Here is a 17,617-nt window from a genome sequence, read left to right on the forward strand (position 1 = left end):
CTAGCGAGAATAACAATAATTTGTATCTGATGCTGAACAGCCCTAGTACCACGCGATGATCAGCATAGGTTTTCTGTTATAGCCGCTACGACGTAGTGGAGGATAAGATGGCATTAAGTGAAGCAGCAGTAAAAGTACAAGCCGCGTTATTAGAACGTGGACTTGAAACCCCAATGCTCCCAAGCGTTTACAGCAGTGAAGAACGTAAAGACAAGATTGAACATCATATGAAAGAAATCCTGACATTAATGTCATTGGATCTGTCAGACGATAGCCTTGCCGATACGCCGCGCCGCATTGCTAAAATGTACGTCGATGAAATCTTCTCCGGCTTAGATTATGCGAACTTCCCTAAGATCACGGTTATCGACAATAAGATGGGCTTCGATGAAATGGTGCGAGTGCAAGACATTAGCCTCACCAGCACCTGCGAACATCATTTAGTGACGATCGATGGTACTGCCACCATAGCTTATCTGCCACGCAAAAAAATCATTGGTTTATCAAAGATTAACCGTATAGTACGTTTCTTTGCTCAACGCCCTCAGGTACAAGAGCGTTTGACTCAGCAAGTGTTAGTCGCGCTACAAACCTTGCTCGAAACCAAAGACGTTGCGGTTAAAATGGATGCTGTGCATTACTGCGTCAAATCCCGTGGCGTGATGGACTCCACCAGTTCGACCACCACCACAGCACTTGGCGGTATTTTCAAATCTAACCCCGCAACTCGCGCCGAGTTTTTGCACCAGTCTAAATAAAAGTATTGAAACTTAACGTGATTTAAAACGTGTCGAAATCAATCAATACAGCTCAATAAAAAAACGCTGCGATTCCTTCTATAGAATTGCAGCGTTTTTTGTTTTCATACCAACTCAATCAAACCCTTCTCAACCTAGCTAAGATCAATGCTGGCTGATTAACTAATTTCACCAAGCCTGCGATAGCCGCTTGCTCAATACAAGCTGCCAAACACTAGACTTAAATCCCGTATTGCTCGCGGTACTGGCTCACAGCGGCAAGTTGCACTTCCATCCCTGGTTTTTCAGACAAATAACTGATTAGGTCGGCGAGTTTAATAATTGCCACTATGCCACAACCAAAATCACGCTCAACTTCTTGGATGGCCGATAACTCGCCCTTGCCTTTCTCTTGTCTGTCTAAGGCAATCAACACGCCCGCTAATTGTGCTTTATGGGCTTCGATGATTTCCATCGATTCACGAATCGCAGTACCCGCAGTGATCACATCATCCACCAGCATCACGCGGCCTTTAAGCTCGCTACCAACTAAGCTGCCACCTTCACCGTGATCTTTTTTCTCTTTGCGATTAAAGCAGTAAGGAATGTCGATATCGTGATGCTCACACAGGGCAACAGCCGTAGTGGTCGCAATCGGAATACCTTTGTAAGCAGGGCCAAACAGCAAGTCGTAATCAATACCAGAATCCACTAACGCAGCGGCATAAAAACGGCCCAGACGCGCTAAATCACGGCCAGTATTGAACAAACCCGCATTGAAGAAATAAGGACTGATACGACCCGATTTAAGGGTAAATTCGCCAAATCGCAACACCTGACGTTCTAGGGCAAATTCAATAAACTCACGTTGATAGGCTTTCACAATATCTCCTTACGACTTTGTATTTTATTGGTTTTTTATTATGGGGAATTTTTATTCGGTACAGGGCTTGCACTACACTAGCATCTTGCTGCAGATAAAAAGCTGCAGTTAATAAAAAGCCCCGCACTCTATAACATGACGGGGCTTTTTCATCACCACAATATTAGTTCAGTGCGGCTTTCTGCACATCGACGATTTCACGAATACTGTTCTTCGCCAATGCCAACAGTTCGAGTAATTCTTCGTGGCTGAATGGCTCGCCTTCGGCGGTGCCTTGAATTTCGATGATCTTGCCCGTTTCTGTCATCACGACGTTCATGTCCGTTTCGGCGGCGCTGTCTTCGATATATTCTAAATCGCTTATCGCTTCACCCTTGTAAATACCTACGCTGACAGCAGCGATAAGGAATTTCAGCGGGTTAGATTTAATGATGCCTTTACCACGCGCCCAGTTCAACGCATCCACTAAGGCCACACAGGCGCCAGTGATAGAGGCAGTGCGTGTGCCACCGTCAGCTTGGATCACATCACAGTCGATCACGATAGTGTTTTCGCCTAGGGCTTTCATATCCACACAGGCGCGTAGGGCACGACCGATAAGACGTTGAATTTCTTGCGTACGGCCAGATTGCTTACCGCGAGCGGCTTCACGATCCATACGGCTATGGGTCGAACGTGGCAACATGCCGTATTCCGCCGTCACCCAGCCTTGACCCTGACCTTTAAGGAAACGTGGCACACCTTCAGTAAAACTGGCGGTACAAAGCACTTTCGTTTCGCCAAATTCCACTAACACAGAACCTTCGGCATGGGCCGTAAACTGGCGAGTGATAGTGATGGGACGAGTTTGTGCTGGCGTTCTGTTACTTGGACGCATGCGAGATTCCTGTATTCTGAGTCATTGACCGATTTTGGCTGCATATTATAAGGGCTTGAGCCTTAGGATGCCATGCTTAGGGTGATTCTCTGGCAAACTCATCACACTCAAACGCCTAATCCGTGTCCTTATACCCAAACAACCTGAAGATGCAGAATTCAGCGGGAGTTTAACGCACTTTAGGCAAGGCCCTTTATTGCTCCTGCATAAATGGCATTCACGCCATCCATGGCGATTGCGGTTATTTGCGGACCTAGTGGGCTAAGTTAAAAATAACCAACGCAGCATAAAGTGCGTTACCCCGTGGTTAACATCAGCCGCCGGGACGGAACGCCTAGGGCACTTCACTTCCGTGTTGCATCAATTCAAAAGGTAGCCGACATTCTGTCATTGCTGCGCCTTGAATTGAAGCACCCTAGGCGCTCTGAAGCTCGTATCTTCAGGTAGCTTGGGTATATTTACTGTATGCCTTTAATCCTAAAGCCATTGACTCTATAATCGCCTCTCATTATGACGATTACACCATTAGGACAACCCATGATCCAAAGCATGACAGCCTACGCTCGCATCGAGCACAAAGCACAATGGGGCACTGCCTCCTGGGAAATTCGCTCAGTCAATCAACGTTATCTCGAAACTTACCTACGTTTACCCGAGCAATTCCGCAGCTTCGAACCCGTACTGCGCGACCGCCTTCGTAAACGTTTAAGCCGCGGCAAAGTGGAAGTCAATTTGCGCTACGAGCTGGCAGACAACAGCAATAACGAGCTGCAGTTGAATCAAGCGCTAGCAAAACAGCTATTAGGCGCCGCCACTTGGCTCAAGCAAGAAGCGGGACAAGGCGATGTCAATCTGACCGACATCCTGCGCTGGCCGGGTGTGCTCGCGAGCGGTGAACAAGATATGGATGCCATCGGCGCCGATCTGATGACAGCCTTCGACTCAGCCATAGATCAATTCATCGAAGCCCGTGGCCGTGAAGGCGAAGCCATCAAAGACATGCTGTTAAGCCGCTTAGACGGAGTCAGCGAGCAAATCGCGGTCGTACGCGAGCACATGCCAACGGTGATGCTGTATCAACGCGAAAAGCTCACCAACCGCCTTGCAGAAATCAAAGGTGAACTCGACCCAGCCCGCATCGAGCAAGAAATGGTGCTTCTGGCTCAGAAACAAGATGTCGCCGAAGAAATGGACAGACTCGAAGCCCATGTGGCCGAAGCTCGCCGCATCCTCAAAAAAGGCGGCAGCGAAGGTCGCCGTTTAGATTTTATGATGCAAGAATTCAACCGCGAATCGAACACACTCGCCTCTAAATCCATCAGCACTGAAATCACCTCAGCCGCAGTTGAACTTAAAGTGCTCATAGAGCAAATGCGCGAGCAGATCCAAAACGTTGAGTAATGATTTTTAACGCGTTTTAGATACCAAAAAGCCCTTAATATAAGGGCTTTTTGTATTTTATGACACTGAGGGTATCAGTTAAAGCAGTCACTCTGAGTCAGTAATATCGAGTGCGAAGCGCTGAGCTAGGCTCAGTGAACAATTATTTACGGTAACAGGATTTTTTGTAGCTCTTGGTGCGAGCTTACTTGATAGTGCGGGGCGATACCGGCGGGTACATCGTGGCCGTGGACGTTATACCAACAAGTATGAATACCTGCATTGATGCCGCCTTGGATATCTGAATGCGGGTTATCACCGACCATGAGCACAGCATCGCGCTCAGGATAGCCCATGAGTTCGAAGGCATGTTCGAAGATGCCAACATCAGGTTTGGCTATGCCGACTTTTTCTGAAATCACTAAAATATCAAAATGATGCTGTAAGCCTGTACGCTCTAATCGCACGGTTTGTAGCTCAGTGAAACCGTTAGTGATGATGCCTAATTTGGCCTTACCTTGGAGCGCGGCTAATAACTCGCGGGCACCAGGTAGCGGTGAACAAATTTCGGCCATTGCCGATAAAAAAGCGCTATTGAGTGTCATGGCCTTGACAGATAATTTGGCAGCCCAAGGCTCGAAACGTATGGTTTGTAACTCGGCGGCAGTTATCTTGCCATCTTGATAATCAACCCAAAGTGGTTTGTTAACTAACTGATACTCATCAAAATCGGCTTGGGTAAAATCGACCCCAAACTCACTAAACATCAATTTAAGCCCTTTTAAGGCATCGAAATAAAATAGGGTTTCATCGGCATCGAACAAAATCCATTGGTAAGGCAAGGACATAGGAACTCTCTTTCTGACAAAATAGCTAAGACCCATCCCATGCCGTTCAGTGGCATCGAGAATGGTACATCGGCGATTGCGGCAACACTGTGGCTAACTACCTAGCAGTAATCAAGATAAGCGATAAACATGAGCGATGAGCGCGAAAATAACTAGGCTTCACAGTCAACACCCGCAATCAGCAAGTGCATTAGTCTACCTTGCATCAAGGGCGATGATAACCACGATAATAAAAACTGACTGTTGAGGTATCATCAACAATAATGGCAGGGGAACGCGATAATCTAAGGACACCATGGAGCACTTTTCAGCACTACCTATCTTTGTCACTGTAGTGGAATGCGGTAGCTTTCGCTGGCCAGTCAAAAGCTTGGACTGAGTAAATCGGCGGTGAGTAAACGCATTACCCTATTAGAACAAAGTCTGGGTATTCAACTTTTGCACCGTACCACTCGCAGCTTAAGCCTTACCGAAGCGGGCACCCGCTATTTTGACTATGTTCGTCCTGCCGTTAAACTCGCAGCAGACGGCTTGGACGCCATTTCTGAGCTACAACAAGCGCCTCAGGGCAGTCTGCGCATCGCCGTCCCTATGGTATTTGGCCGCTTACATATCGCCCCTTTAATCCCCAAGTTTCTACGCCGTTATCCGAAAATACAGCTACAAATGCAGATGGATGATAAGACAACCGATTTAATTGCTGGCGGATTCGATCTGGCGATTCGCATCGGCGAACTGCCAGATTCAAGCCTGATTGCTCGTAAAATCGCCCCTTGTTTAAGTGTGATTTGCGCTTCTCCCGAATATATTGCTCGCCACAGCGCACCACAAACGCCGCAGCAACTCAGCCAACATAACTGTTTGTTCTACTCATATTTTCGTGATGGTGTTGAATGGACCTTCTTAAGCCCGCAGGGCCCCACTCGCATCCAGCCGAACGGTAACTATCAAGTCAACAATAGTGATGCCATCCACCAAGCCACACTCGATGGTTTAGGCATAGCCAACCTGCCCCGTTTCATGGTCGACGCCGACTTACAAGCAGGCCGCCTACAAGCCTTGCTCGCAGACCATCCCCTCCCCGAACATGGCATTTATGCGGTTTATCCGCAGCGGAAATATTTGCCGACTAAGGTGAGTGTATTAATTGAGTTTTTGATGGAGTTGTTAGTAAAGAGATTGGGCAATGATTAGATAGGGTTAACGATAAAAACGGCTTTAAAAAAGGGTTATGACGAATACAAACACAAAGCGAAAAAAGACTAACTTAAAATGGACTTAAATCAAATAAAGCAGCACGTTAAATAGCCTGCCCAACTATAATTATAGTCAGTCTAACTGGCAATTTAAGGCAGAAATATGAGCGCTTATCATCAAACATTTGGCTATGAATTCGATCTTGGTTTCGACCTGAGCCAATACCCATTTCTTATCGACAAAAGCTACCAAAATGACATGTGCCCCAGCTTTTATTTCAAACGAAAAAGCGACTACTTTATTCTTTGGGTAGACTATGCCGACCCCATCTGTCGCGAAGAGGATTATCCCCGCTACACCATCATTTCAGCCGTAAATGACGGCGACAATCTACACCCAGAAATCCGTACCGCTTCTCAGCCAACACTGCAGCTTGAATTTGAACTGCCAAGTGAACTGATTGATTATCTAGAGCAGATAAAACTACAACTGAATGCCAAAGTATTACCAATTCAAGTCTAGGTCGGTATAGAGCTGATAAGCTTCTTTCACATCATCCCAATGGCTAATTTGTTGCAAATACTCTGCTTTAGTAAGCTTAAATTGGAAATCCTCCGAATACAGTTTTTGGATTGGAGTCATTAACACTTCAGGCTCACCAACAAAATCAAACACCCAATAATGGTGATTGTCATTACTAAGCTTTCCAGTTAACTGCCGATCAATATCATGCCTTGGTAGTAACTTTACATTCGCAACACGATATAGAAATTTACCCAATTGATTCGGGTCTGATGGATTAACACGTACTGTCAGTAACAGGTAGCGAATTTCACGCACAATATTACGATGGACATTCTGCCGATTAGTCGCCAAAAGCTGAGTATGATAGCCCAATAATTTACCTGTTTTAGCCTTAGTTAAATAACTAGCATCACGTCCAATCTCATTTATCGGCGCCACCATTGTCAGCCCATAATGACGAACCAGATTGCCGCCATATGGCGCTATCCGTGCAGAGTCCTCAACAAAGTAATAATCATTTGATCGAGGATCTCGGTAACTTGTTTTGATACCTAACTTATTCGTTAAGTAGCTTCGCAGCCATTGATTGTGCGAATTTGATGATTCCGCTGATGGTAATAAAGCAAATGCACCAATGCCAATCTCTTTAATAGCCTCATCGTAAGGATTTTGCTGAGTAGTTTGGTCGAAAAAGCCAGGATACAAAGCAAATGCTCCCATTACAGGGCGGCTTTTTAGTGGCCTTTCATTCATCATTTTTTGCTGGTGAATAATGGCATCACGGTAACGATGCATTTGATTAATCGCATCTTCTGGTACACCGTCTTGTTCCTTACCCAATTGCTTAGTATCAATTCGATACTTAGCATCGAACAAAATCAAAAATGATTCACTGTTAGCAAGTGTCACCCTTAACACAATATCAGGGCGCTGATTTGCCGACCAAGTACGATTTTCTTTCCCTTCTGGTGAAAAAGAAGGTTCATGGGCAAGCTCAATGATCATGCCATCACTTTGGCGATAATAAACAAAAGCAGCAGCCATGCTGTCTTCAGGAAATTGACGTTCAAACTGCACCTTTTTCAAGCTGCTTAACTTCTTTTCTTGCAACTGAAAGCCGAAGCTTTCAATCACGGTTTTTACTTCTAGGAAGCACCAAACCTCATAAATATCTGCTACAGACTTAATCGACAACTGCGCCTCACCATTATTGTTATCTAAATAATGCCTTAACTGTTGCCACACTTTATAGACTTTCGAATAGCCAGCGCCCTGCTGTAACACCTTTGACTCACTACTTTGCCCTGCAAACGCCCCAACCTCTTGCCATAGCTGATGCTTAGCATGTTTTGATACCTGCCCAAGCCAAGCATCTAAAGTTTGCAAAAAAGAGTCTGACGCTTTGGCCTCTTTACTCGTGCGAATACCTGCTATCAATTTCGTCAAATTAGCTTGGGTTCGCTTTAGTACCATTTTAATAAAGCGATTTTCAGGAGTGTTAATATTCAGACGCTGCTGGGCAATCCCCATACGGCTTGATAGACGTTTTGAAGCAAGTAATTCTTTTGCTTGTTCTTGCTGTTTAGCACTGAGTTTTTTGTGAATGCGATCTAGCTGCTTTTGCAGGGTAAAAGACTGCAAACGATTGTGTGGCGCATGTAGAATTCGATTAATACCTTGATTAAAATCAACTACTAATCGCTCAAATTGCGCTAACCAAAATAGCTCGAACGACTCAGATTTATGGCTCAATTTGCCTTGGGACTGACTGGTTTTACTACTAATGGTATATCGCCATAGTGGATAAATCTGATCAATCTGCCTGTTCATCAGAGTAAGATCTTGGCTTTGCACCATTTTGGTTGCCAGCACGGTAAACTGTACAGGCACCGATTTATGCACGCCATCAACGATATATTTAATTTGAAATGCACAACGGCCGATATCATTGCCAAAATTGATCATGGCTTGCAGCATTTTTCGTCTCGGGCTGAGCATAAAACCTTGCTCGATTAGATTGTACTTATGACTTACTGCTGCCGTATTGATGTCAACGCTGTCTTTAAATTCAATTTCAAACCAATACTGACGATTCTCAAAAAAGAATGGCTCAACCAAGCTGGCTTCTGTATCCGTTGCCACCAATTTGTCGCCCACGAAAACAGCAATATCCTCAGTCGGCAGGCTGAATGAGCGCTTCGCATAAGTGCTGGCCAGCTGCTTTCTTGGCTTATCTAACCCTTCCGCAGAAACATAGAATTCAAAGTCATCATGGGTTACATGCAAGGTTTCACGCGTTTGTTGCGCCATTAATCAATACCACCCAACAATCCGTTTAGGTTAAGGCCAAAAAGACGTAAAACCACTTTCTAGCAGTTTTCTCATGCGCACTAATTTAGTCGCAGAGCGACAGGCCACCATGACAGTTTCATCAGGCTGCTCGATCACTTCACGCAACAAATCAGGCCGCGTCCCCTGCCAAATATTCGCTAATTTATCTGCGAGCACCGTTTCTAGCTGCTCCAATAGATTCTGCTCGCTATTTCCGACCAGTTTGTCATCATCGCCTTCAATGCGCGGCAACACTTTGCACATTAAAAAATCGTCAAACACAGCGGTTAATTCAAGCTCCGTTTTGGGTGAAAAACTAATCACAGCGAGACAAAGCTCATTGAAAGCACGAAAAGCCAATTCAAATGGGGTTTGCTTTAATACAGCATTGATCGCATTAAAGAACGCTGTAGTTTTCGATGCATCACAATCGGCAGTAACCGATGCAAACATTGGCAACTTGGCTTGGCTATATAACGGATAACTTAACGCCTTTGGTTTGTGTTTAGGCGCAAAAAATTCTTCCGTTTTATTTGGAAAAAACTCACCAAAATCAAAGCTCAATGCTCGATCGATTACTTTACGCGAAAAGCCATGAGTGGTTTCATCCATATTAACCGTACCTGCTACCATCAGGTTAAATGGAATACCTAAACCATATTGGCAAATAATATCCCACAGCTCGTTATATTCTTCGCTGCCAAAACCCAATTCCTTGCGTAGTTTATCTTTATCAGCCACGTCGTTAATGGTGGTGGGTTTTAATAACGCATCACTGCTGTAGGTAAAACTGTCATCCGCCCAGCGCCATTCACGGGTTTCAAGTACTGATAAGTAATCCGCAAAATACTGCTCGACAGGGGCTAGGTTCATTTCATCCAAACACAGCCAATAGGGCAACACCTGTTCAAGAGCATCACGCTCACCGGTTACGACTAAACGTTTACCCTGTTCTTCAATGTCCTGAACTTCAATACTTAAGCCACGATCAGCAATACCACGCCATGCTTTAGCGATAAACTGCAATACATCGGTGGTAATATATTCGGCTGCGCCATTTAAGCGCGAAATATATCCCAGCAAATCGCTAGGCTCATGCCAATCGGGACGTACCGAGGTTAAACAATAGGTTTCAGCAAGACTACCTGTAGCCTTAGCTTGCTCACGCACAAAACGGGTTTTACCTGTGCCTGAGATGCCAGCTAGAAGGAGGAAGGGTTTGGAAACTTCAACACTTAGTCGCGTTATTTGTTCTGAAGGTATTGAATTAGATAATGTGTAGAAATACGTTCGAATTTCATCATATAAATCTTTATTTTGTACAAGCGAATATACTAAGTCACCAAAAATGCTAGATGAGGAATTTGGTAGATTAACCATAGTTAGAACAATAGAACCAAAGCAATCCTCATTTGAGCGGACGCTTACTTTCCCAGCATCACTTTTATTAAAGATTGATTTTCCACCAAGTCTATATTCGTTTTTTTCGCCTTTTTTCTTTGGAAAAGAGATAAATTGAGCAAGTAGTTTAACATCGTATTCATCTAGTAAACCTAAAGCCAGTAATTTTGCTTCAATCTCTTCTACATTTTCAGAAAATAGGTCTGTCAAATTTATTGATGTTCTAATTTCATCCAAAACGTTAAAGTAAGCCATAACATCGAAAGCAGCATCATAAATTTCACAAGCAAATCGAAAAATCTGATTTGGCATTACAGCGTAATTTGTTGCACTTGTATTAGAAAATGCAGTGTAAGGATTAACAGTAAGTTTTCCTGCTAAAATTCGTCCTTCTATCTTATCCCTAAGATTTGCAGGTAGCTTAATTTCTTTCAGAGTATTGGTATTCACTACAACGTAAGAGCTGTTACCACTATATTTCCTTAAATCGATTAACATTAAGCATCCTTATAGATATTCTGATATGCAATTTGCTATTGCGCTAATAACATCAACAGTAACACTATTTCCAAACTGTTTATATGCTTGAACTTTTGAAGAGCTAGGCTCAAATTCATCAGGAAAACCCTGTAATCGAGCAGCCTCTCTTGGACTAATCTTCCTAGGGTTCTTTCCAACCTGATCAATCAAAACTTCGCTACCATCTTTGTAATATCTTGCTGAGATAGTATTGGTGTAAGGTGATTCTTCTGTAACTAAGCCAAAACCAAAGCCTTTGCCATTTTTTTTGTTTTCAATTTTTCTACGTTGATGACCTTCCCATAGCCTATCCGAAATAGTTAATTTAGGATCTGGATTTTCCTCTAACTTGTCACCAACTTTAACTTCAATGCCTAGTGGTTTTGGATATTCAAACTTATCAACCTCGCCATCACGCCATAAAACAATATAGATGCGCTGTCTATTCTGAGGAATTCCAAAGTCCACTGATTTAAGAACCATTTCTTTGGCTAAGGTTTGAATTTCCTTTGTAGATCCATGCTCAATAACATTTTTCGGAATATTACAGCTATATCCTATCTTGGTTAGCATTTTTAAAATTACTTTGAGCGTGTAACCTTTATCATGGCTAATTAACCCCTTCACATTTTCTAGCAGTGCAAACTTAGGCTTTTTCGTTTCTAGAATGTTGGCTATGTCATGAAATAGAGTGCCTCGGGTATCTTCAATCCCTAGTTTAAGACCTGCATGCGAAAATGGTTGACATGGGAAGCCAGCCAAAAGAACGTCGTGTTCAGGGATTTCACTTGCGGGGATCTTTGTAATATCACCAAATGGAACCTCGCCATGATTATTTTTGTAGGTTTGCTGAGCATGCTTATCAAATTCTGAAGAAAATACACAAACACCGCCATTTTGTTGAAAACCGAGCCTTACGCCACCGATCCCCGCAAATAAGTCGATAAAGCGAAATTGACTGTCAAAATCGGGCTTTAACTTTAGCGTTCCGAACACTTCATTAAAAAATGCGTCTCGCGTTGTGTATAAACCATTTTTTTGTAACTGGCTTATTACGACTTTTTTGAGCTGTTCTGGCTTTGCTAATTTAGGATTACAGTAAAACTGGCTATCGGTTGCAATGGCATGTAACCATTGATCAATTACCGCTTCAACGTCACTGCCTTGTGGAACATGCTCAAGTGCTACTGGCTTAATAAGTACTTCGGCTTGTAGAAGGACGTTGGTTTTATTGTTCATTATTAACTACTACTATAAATTCTTGATGGATGACTTTAGGGCGAAGCATGGTTTTTGTGCTTTGCATTTCAACTAAGTTGTACTTGCCCAATGTTTTCAGTGTTCTCGACACATTACTTACCGCTCGTCCTGTAAGCGCGGCCAATTCAGTAACCGATTGCGGCTCTTGCTCGGCAATCACTTTTAGCAGCTGCTGGTTTTCTTTTGATAGCACATTGGCAACCGATTTAAGCGAATCGAACCAGATATCAACAGGGAAATCGGGATCGGGCATTTGACCTTTAATGCCTATTACGCAACGCGATTGTTTGACGTTTTTCATTGTTTACTCGGATAGCTTACTCGAATACTGTGCTCGCTTGATTCCCTACATAAGCGGCACTCATTCACTTTTTACACTCGTTGCGTTTTCATTTACTGAGGCCTTCATTTAAAGCTCAACGCCCCAGAGTCTATGAGTGTATCGAAAGCGCTTTGCCAATCAAAAGACTGTACGCTTATACATAAGCGGCATATCTTATCAACTGCTGATAGTAGCGCAAGGTGATTTTCCGTTTACGCCAACCTTGGCAGCTTTCTGAGGGTATAGGTAACCATCAACCCACTGATTTTCTACATGCCCCAAGTAAGAACAGCATTATGAGCATCACACAATGAGTCAATTAACAAACCTATTCGCCTCACAAAATGAGGCAAATAATACAAGTAATCGCCTCACCTTGCCCAACTGCTTCTAGCATAAAGGGATTTATGCTGTTGATTGCCTCTACAACCCAATACCGACGCAACGCCAGCTTTGCGCTGCCAAAACCTGTGCACTGCGATATACTGCCAACGTTGATAAAACGCTAATGTTAAACCCCAATTTACCTACCCATCGCGACCACGCTGACAAGAATGCCGAGCCAAATCCATGCCTGATAACGCAACTATTGCCACCCTTCCCGATTCTCAAGGGCATAAACATCGTGCAGATGTGCAGCTCAATCAGCCACAGTGCGATTCGACTAAACCAAATGAAATCAGGCTAAGCTTACTCGCGCCGAATGCAACCAAGCCTAGTGCAGTCGAGCCAAATGCAATTAAGCATGAGTCGGTTGTTGCCGAGCAAAAACAGAAGGTTTTTATCATAGGCCTACCGCGCACGGGCACCACGAGTGTGAGTGTGGCGCTATTGGAGCAAGGGCTAAAAGTGGCGCACATGGCCTTTACTAAACAGGCATTTATGCTGGCCGATGCAGTGTCTGACACGCCTTGTTTCAGCGATTATCAGCAGTTGGATTTATTATTTCCCGAGGCAGTGTTTGTCTATCTCGACCGCGATATCAATACTTGGTTGCCTTCGATGCAGATGTTACTTGGTAAAATGGCACCCCATTTGGATGAAAAAACGGGCCGCTTCCATCCAATATTAAAGCGCAGTTTTAGGCATACTTTCGCCATAGATAAAGTGGCGGAACCTGCCAGCAGTGAGCACTTAATTGCTTGTTATCAAAAGCATCAGCAAGAAGTGTTAGCTTACTTTAGTGGGCGGGAAGACTTTATTTCAATTGATGTTAGCCATGCAGGAAGCTTAAGTCAGTTACTGCAATTTTTGGGAATGGAAGCAAACGCGGAGAATAGCGATGTCGCATTAGGTTTAAGCGAGCCGCTGAGTTTCCCTAAACTTAACGTGGGCAGCAACGTGGCAAGTTGGGGTGAATATAAACACCCCAACAAGGTCAACACCAATAGCGCAGGCCCACAAAGCCGTAAGTTTTTCGACTACACGCTTTAACAATGCATTGGATCAGTACACAGATACCAATGCACAGATATCCAAGCGCTGAATTAGAAATTAGCTTTAAGCACAGTCTCTTGGTCGAGTAAGCTTTGGTACAAGGTAAACTGGTTGGCGGCGCGGTCTAAATTATGGCCTTCGCGGTGGATGTGGAAATACACATCACCGTTAAGATAATCCGTTAAAAAACGCACACCTATCATCAAACAAATCACCCGAGCACCGAGCCACAGACTGCGCTTTTCGTCTTCCGTTAAAACGTCACCCAACTCGCTCAAGTAGCCACGGCAAATTGCGGCGAAGATGTCTTGGCGCACTTGGACTTTATCCAAGGCCGTAGAGTCTTCCTCCTCTGGCGAGCAGAAAGTGCGTACCATGTCGCCGAAGTCATACATAAGATGACCTTTCATGCAGGTATCTAAATCGATAATCGCCATGCTAGACATATCACGTTTATCGAAAAGCATGTTATTGATTTTAGTGTCGTTATGACAAATTCGTAGCGGCAGCTTTGGCGATATTTCTGCAAGTTCATCCAGCAAAGCCTGCTGAGATAACGCGTAATCGACCCAATGACGGCAGAGCGCTAAACGATGTTGACTATCGAGTTCAGCGGCCTGCTTTAGTAAGGCCATGCGTCCCGGTAAATGGTGAAACTGGGGGATCACATCTTCAAGCTCTGTCGCATCAAAATCACTCAAGGCTGAGGCAAAATGCCCAAAGGCCTTAGCCGCCATTTCCGCTTCTTGTTCCGACTTAACCACTTCAATGCTGAGACTATGAGGCAAGTAACTGATCGCGCGCCAAAATCCTTGCTCGCCTAAATCGATAGCCAGCTCACCCTCTTGGGTTAAACATGGGCTAACGACTTTAAGGCCGTATTGTTGCAGCAATGACTTAGCGCATAAATGATGGCTAATTTTATCGGCATTGCAGACCAAAGCGTTGGGTGTTTTAAATACCTCAGTGTTAATTCGCTGCAATACCAATTCACCCGCAGGCCAGCGCACTAAAAGGGTGTCATTGATGTGGCCATTACCGAGGGCAGAAATTTTCGCCTCGGCAGATTCAATACCAAAATGAGGCAACACTGACTGCCTGATGAGTTTAATCACTCAATAACTCCGTTAATTTTTGTTTTACCCAGACAGTGTCCTGCGGATAAGTCACGCCAAGCCATGGCTCACAGGCAACATCGACATACACAGGCAAACCTTGCTCAATTCCCGCTTGTACTATGGCGGGTAAATAGCATTCAGACTTAGGTTGTTGCCCCTGTTGCCCGATAAATTCGGTTAATTCACGTTTAATAACATCAAATATGTTTGGGGAGAAGCCCCAGCATGTCATAGAGACCAAGGACTGCGCCGGCAAATTAGCATGACCCTGCGGGCCATCACCCATTAAGTGGCCTGCTTGCTCGGCGATATTCAGCCATTCGGCGACCGATTTAAGCTGACCATTTTCAACCTGACACAGACCACGGTTAACACCACCGTGTTCCGACAACGTGAGTTCTATGGGATAGGCCACCATCATCCACTCAGTTGGCCTCATGCTTAAGCCTTTGGCTAAGGAAGCAAAAGCGCTATCACCATAAAAATCATCGGCATTGATAACGGCCATTGGCCCTTTAACAAGATGGCGTGCACTCCAGAGTGCATGGGCCGTGCCCCAAGGTTTAAGCCTGTGACTAAGATCTGCCAACTGCGCCGCTTCGGGTAAATCCGTTAAGACTTGATAGCAAAAATGATATTCAAAATCGGCTGGCAAAAATCGTGTCAGGATCTCAGTTAATTCACTTTCTAATTCTGGACGGATCACCAGCACAGAACGCTGAAAACCACTGCGAATGGCCGACATGATTGATAGCACCAACATGGGTTCACCCGCGGGGCCGAGTGCCGCCAATTGCTTATCGCCGCCGAAACGACTACCTAGCCCTGCAGCCATAATGACTAAGGTCAATTCTGTATTCATGCTGGATTGATATATTCAGTTCAAATTTAAAGGTGTTTCCCCAAACCGCTGCGACCTAAACAACCTAAAGTACGGTTTGAGAAAAAGAGGAGCAAAAGTGTAATCTACCCCTCTAATTGTGACTAGCATTTAAGCAGAATTTTTATCGACTTAGCTGCAGACTTTTTAACGAGCAATATAATCGCCAAAGGTGCGATTTTGTTCCAATATCGCTTGGCTGCCCTTAAGACTGAACTTATAACCACACAGGCTAATATTACCTCGACGAGCGAGATCAATAATGATGGCCTGAGTGTCGAGTGGTGAGAATCGCGCCTCTGAAGCAGAATCCGCTTTCAGATCCACAGTCACAGGGCGATAGTCAGTGCCATTGTTAAAGGATAAGACGCTGCAAGTTTTATCTCCCTTTGCCGTCGCTAAGGACCACAGGTTTTGTGCTTTACCTTTCTCACCGAGCCAACGCATGATCAAGATGTCATCCTCCAGCGCCACAGAAAAACCGTCGGGTAACGCGAGCGTCACCCGCTCACCCGCATAGGGCGCAATCGCGTTAACTGTTACAACTTCTGCACCATCACCCGTCTCTGCATCGCCATTTGGCCAAAGGCCCCACACCAAGGCAATCAAGAGCACCACACCACAGCCAATTCCTGCTGGGCGCCAATAACGGCGTTCCACTTTCGGCAGTTTAATCTTAGGCAACACCAAGAAACGCTTTAGTGGCGCCAAAAACTCAAATAAACCGCGAAATAGCTCAGTCATCGAACCAGAATCTTTTGCTTCGGCGCGGCGCTGACGCACTTCTTCGGCATGATCTCTATCGTTAAAGCTGTCAGGCTCGTCATCTTCTTCGGCGGTAAAACGCCAACCGGGTTCAGCACTACGCTCGGCAGGATCTAATTGCGCCGCAGTAAAGTCGACATGTTTCAAATCAACATTGTCCACATCGACATCGACCAACTCAATGTGGGTCTGTTCAACGCGGCTAGTATTAGCAGGACGGAAATCTGCATGGCTGTCTGGTATCACAAAATCGGCAGGATTCTGCGTCATTCGAGTTAACGCATCAAAGCGCAGCTCATCTTGACGCAACGCCTCTCGCTCTGCCTCCGCCGCGCTAACACTCGGCTCAACCCTCGGCGATGTTAAAACAGATTCAACATGGGTCGATAAATCGACCTCTGGCTCAGACACAGTCTCAGCACTAATGGTTTGGGCATGAAGCTGCTCAACATGTGGTTCATGCCTTTCAGCTTGAGGTTGTGCTTGAATATGAGAGGTAGATTTTGCCGATTGTCTTACGGCAACGTCTTGAGCAACAATAGGTTTAGGGTCAATGATGTTAGGATCTATGGCAGTTTTAGATGCCATGGCTTTAGGGTCTATGGTTTTAGGTGCGATGGTTTTAGGAACGATAGTCGGTTCCACACGGCGCCTAGGCATTGCCTGTGATGTTGGTGCATCCAGCTCAGGACCGAAATAACCGTAGCGATAATCCACTATCGTTGGTGCAGGAAAGCGCCAGCCCCAAAATGTCAGTCCCGCGGCTAACACTAAACTCAATCCAATTAAGGCAATATGCACACCGGCCGCTAACAGGCCGATGAAAATTATTAACGGCAATAGAAATACGCCAATCAAGCCTTTTGACTTATCGGCATCGGCCAAACGACGCAAACTGGTGAGCCCTAATAAAGGTAGACCCAACAATGCCAGCAAATACATCAGAAAATTAGCCCCAAAAGCAGCGGCTGCAAATGCAATACAGACGTAAACGCCAACACTGATTGCGACAAAACGGGGACGAGAATCACGCCCGTGAAGGCAGAAAAGAGATTTTAACAGCACGACCCTTCCTTTATTGTTGTAAAAACGAGATACAAAACGAGATACAAAAAGACACTCATTGCCTTATTCGCA

14 protein-coding genes and 1 pseudogene are annotated in these 17,617 nt (G+C 44.8%); 5 read left to right on the forward strand and 10 right to left on the reverse strand.

Annotation, left to right across the window (positions count from 1 at the left end):
* The first annotated feature begins 107 nt into the window (after positions 1 to 107).
* The gene (gene folE / locus L5M40_RS17025) at positions 108 to 758 is read left to right on the forward strand and encodes a GTP cyclohydrolase I FolE (protein WP_006079864.1); all 651 of its coding nucleotides are present in this window, start codon (positions 108 to 110) and stop codon (positions 756 to 758) included.
* A gap of 220 nt (positions 759 to 978) precedes the next feature.
* On the opposite strand, the gene pyrE is transcribed toward folE, so the two are convergent.
* Both pyrE and rph read right to left on the reverse strand, forming a co-directional pair.
* Positions 979 to 1,620 (reverse strand): orotate phosphoribosyltransferase, encoded by a 642-nt coding sequence (pyrE, locus tag L5M40_RS17030; RefSeq protein ID WP_006079863.1) that lies wholly within the window; start codon positions 1,618 to 1,620, stop codon positions 979 to 981.
* Positions 1,621 to 1,783: 163 nt separating this feature from the next.
* On the reverse strand, positions 1,784 to 2,497 hold the full coding sequence (gene rph / locus L5M40_RS17035) for a ribonuclease PH (RefSeq protein WP_006079862.1): 714 nt from the start codon (positions 2,495 to 2,497) through the stop codon (positions 1,784 to 1,786).
* A gap of 537 nt (positions 2,498 to 3,034) precedes the next feature.
* Between rph and L5M40_RS17040 the strand changes: the two genes are divergently transcribed.
* On the forward strand, positions 3,035 to 3,898 hold the full coding sequence (locus L5M40_RS17040) for a YicC/YloC family endoribonuclease (protein ID WP_006086670.1): 864 nt from the start codon (positions 3,035 to 3,037) through the stop codon (positions 3,896 to 3,898).
* A gap of 146 nt (positions 3,899 to 4,044) precedes the next feature.
* Here the strand turns inward: L5M40_RS17040 and yjjG are convergent, their stop codons facing one another.
* Entirely contained in the window at positions 4,045 to 4,725 is a 681-nt protein-coding gene (gene yjjG / locus L5M40_RS17045) for a pyrimidine 5'-nucleotidase (protein ID WP_263176769.1), read from the reverse strand.
* A 295-nt stretch (positions 4,726 to 5,020) separates the two neighbouring features.
* Here yjjG and L5M40_RS17050 point away from each other — a divergent pair.
* Together L5M40_RS17050 and L5M40_RS17055 are read left to right on the forward strand one after the other, a co-directional pair.
* Positions 5,021 to 5,919, forward strand: a pseudogene (locus L5M40_RS17050) (LysR family transcriptional regulator).
* Between the two features lie 165 nt (positions 5,920 to 6,084).
* Entirely contained in the window at positions 6,085 to 6,444 is a 360-nt protein-coding gene (locus L5M40_RS17055) for a hypothetical protein (RefSeq protein ID WP_168826543.1), read from the forward strand.
* Here L5M40_RS17055 and L5M40_RS17060 read toward each other — a convergent pair.
* The 4 genes from L5M40_RS17060 to L5M40_RS17075 are packed head-to-tail and all read right to left on the reverse strand — an operon-like array spanning position 6,427 to position 12,259.
* On the reverse strand, positions 6,427 to 8,757 hold the full coding sequence (locus L5M40_RS17060) for a restriction endonuclease-like protein (RefSeq protein WP_263176770.1): 2,331 nt from the start codon (positions 8,755 to 8,757) through the stop codon (positions 6,427 to 6,429). The genes L5M40_RS17055 and L5M40_RS17060 overlap by 18 nt on opposite strands.
* 30 nt (positions 8,758 to 8,787) lie before the next feature.
* Entirely contained in the window at positions 8,788 to 10,677 is a 1,890-nt protein-coding gene (locus L5M40_RS17065) for an McrB family protein (RefSeq protein WP_247651573.1), read from the reverse strand.
* A 9-nt stretch (positions 10,678 to 10,686) separates the two neighbouring features.
* Complete coding sequence (locus tag L5M40_RS17070; RefSeq protein WP_168826539.1) at positions 10,687 to 11,937, reverse strand: DNA cytosine methyltransferase; 1,251 nt, start codon at positions 11,935 to 11,937, stop codon at positions 10,687 to 10,689.
* A complete protein-coding gene (locus L5M40_RS17075; RefSeq protein ID WP_172589010.1) occupies positions 11,927 to 12,259 on the reverse strand; it encodes a helix-turn-helix domain-containing protein in 333 nt (110 codons plus the stop codon). Before L5M40_RS17075 ends, L5M40_RS17070 begins: the two co-directional genes overlap by 11 nt.
* A gap of 591 nt (positions 12,260 to 12,850) precedes the next feature.
* Here L5M40_RS17075 and L5M40_RS17080 point away from each other — a divergent pair.
* The gene (locus L5M40_RS17080) at positions 12,851 to 13,714 is read left to right on the forward strand and encodes a sulfotransferase (protein ID WP_263256960.1); all 864 of its coding nucleotides are present in this window, start codon (positions 12,851 to 12,853) and stop codon (positions 13,712 to 13,714) included.
* A 53-nt stretch (positions 13,715 to 13,767) separates the two neighbouring features.
* On the opposite strand, the gene L5M40_RS17085 is transcribed toward L5M40_RS17080, so the two are convergent.
* The 3 genes from L5M40_RS17085 to L5M40_RS17095 all read right to left on the reverse strand — a co-directional run bounded on the left by L5M40_RS17085 (position 13,768) and on the right by L5M40_RS17095 (position 17,545).
* The gene (locus L5M40_RS17085; protein WP_263176772.1) at positions 13,768 to 14,832 is read right to left on the reverse strand and encodes a phosphotransferase enzyme family protein; all 1,065 of its coding nucleotides are present in this window, start codon (positions 14,830 to 14,832) and stop codon (positions 13,768 to 13,770) included.
* Positions 14,825 to 15,697 (reverse strand): NTP transferase domain-containing protein, encoded by an 873-nt coding sequence (locus L5M40_RS17090; protein ID WP_263176773.1) that lies wholly within the window; start codon positions 15,695 to 15,697, stop codon positions 14,825 to 14,827. The genes L5M40_RS17085 and L5M40_RS17090 overlap by 8 nt, the downstream gene beginning before the upstream one ends.
* A 165-nt stretch (positions 15,698 to 15,862) precedes the next feature.
* Complete coding sequence (locus L5M40_RS17095) at positions 15,863 to 17,545, reverse strand: hypothetical protein (protein WP_263176774.1); 1,683 nt, start codon at positions 17,543 to 17,545, stop codon at positions 15,863 to 15,865.
* Positions 17,546 to 17,617: the final 72 nt, after the last annotated feature.

Source organism: Shewanella sp. SM68, from assembly GCF_025653925.1.
Classification (GTDB): Bacteria; Pseudomonadota; Gammaproteobacteria; order Enterobacterales; family Shewanellaceae; genus Shewanella; species Shewanella oncorhynchi.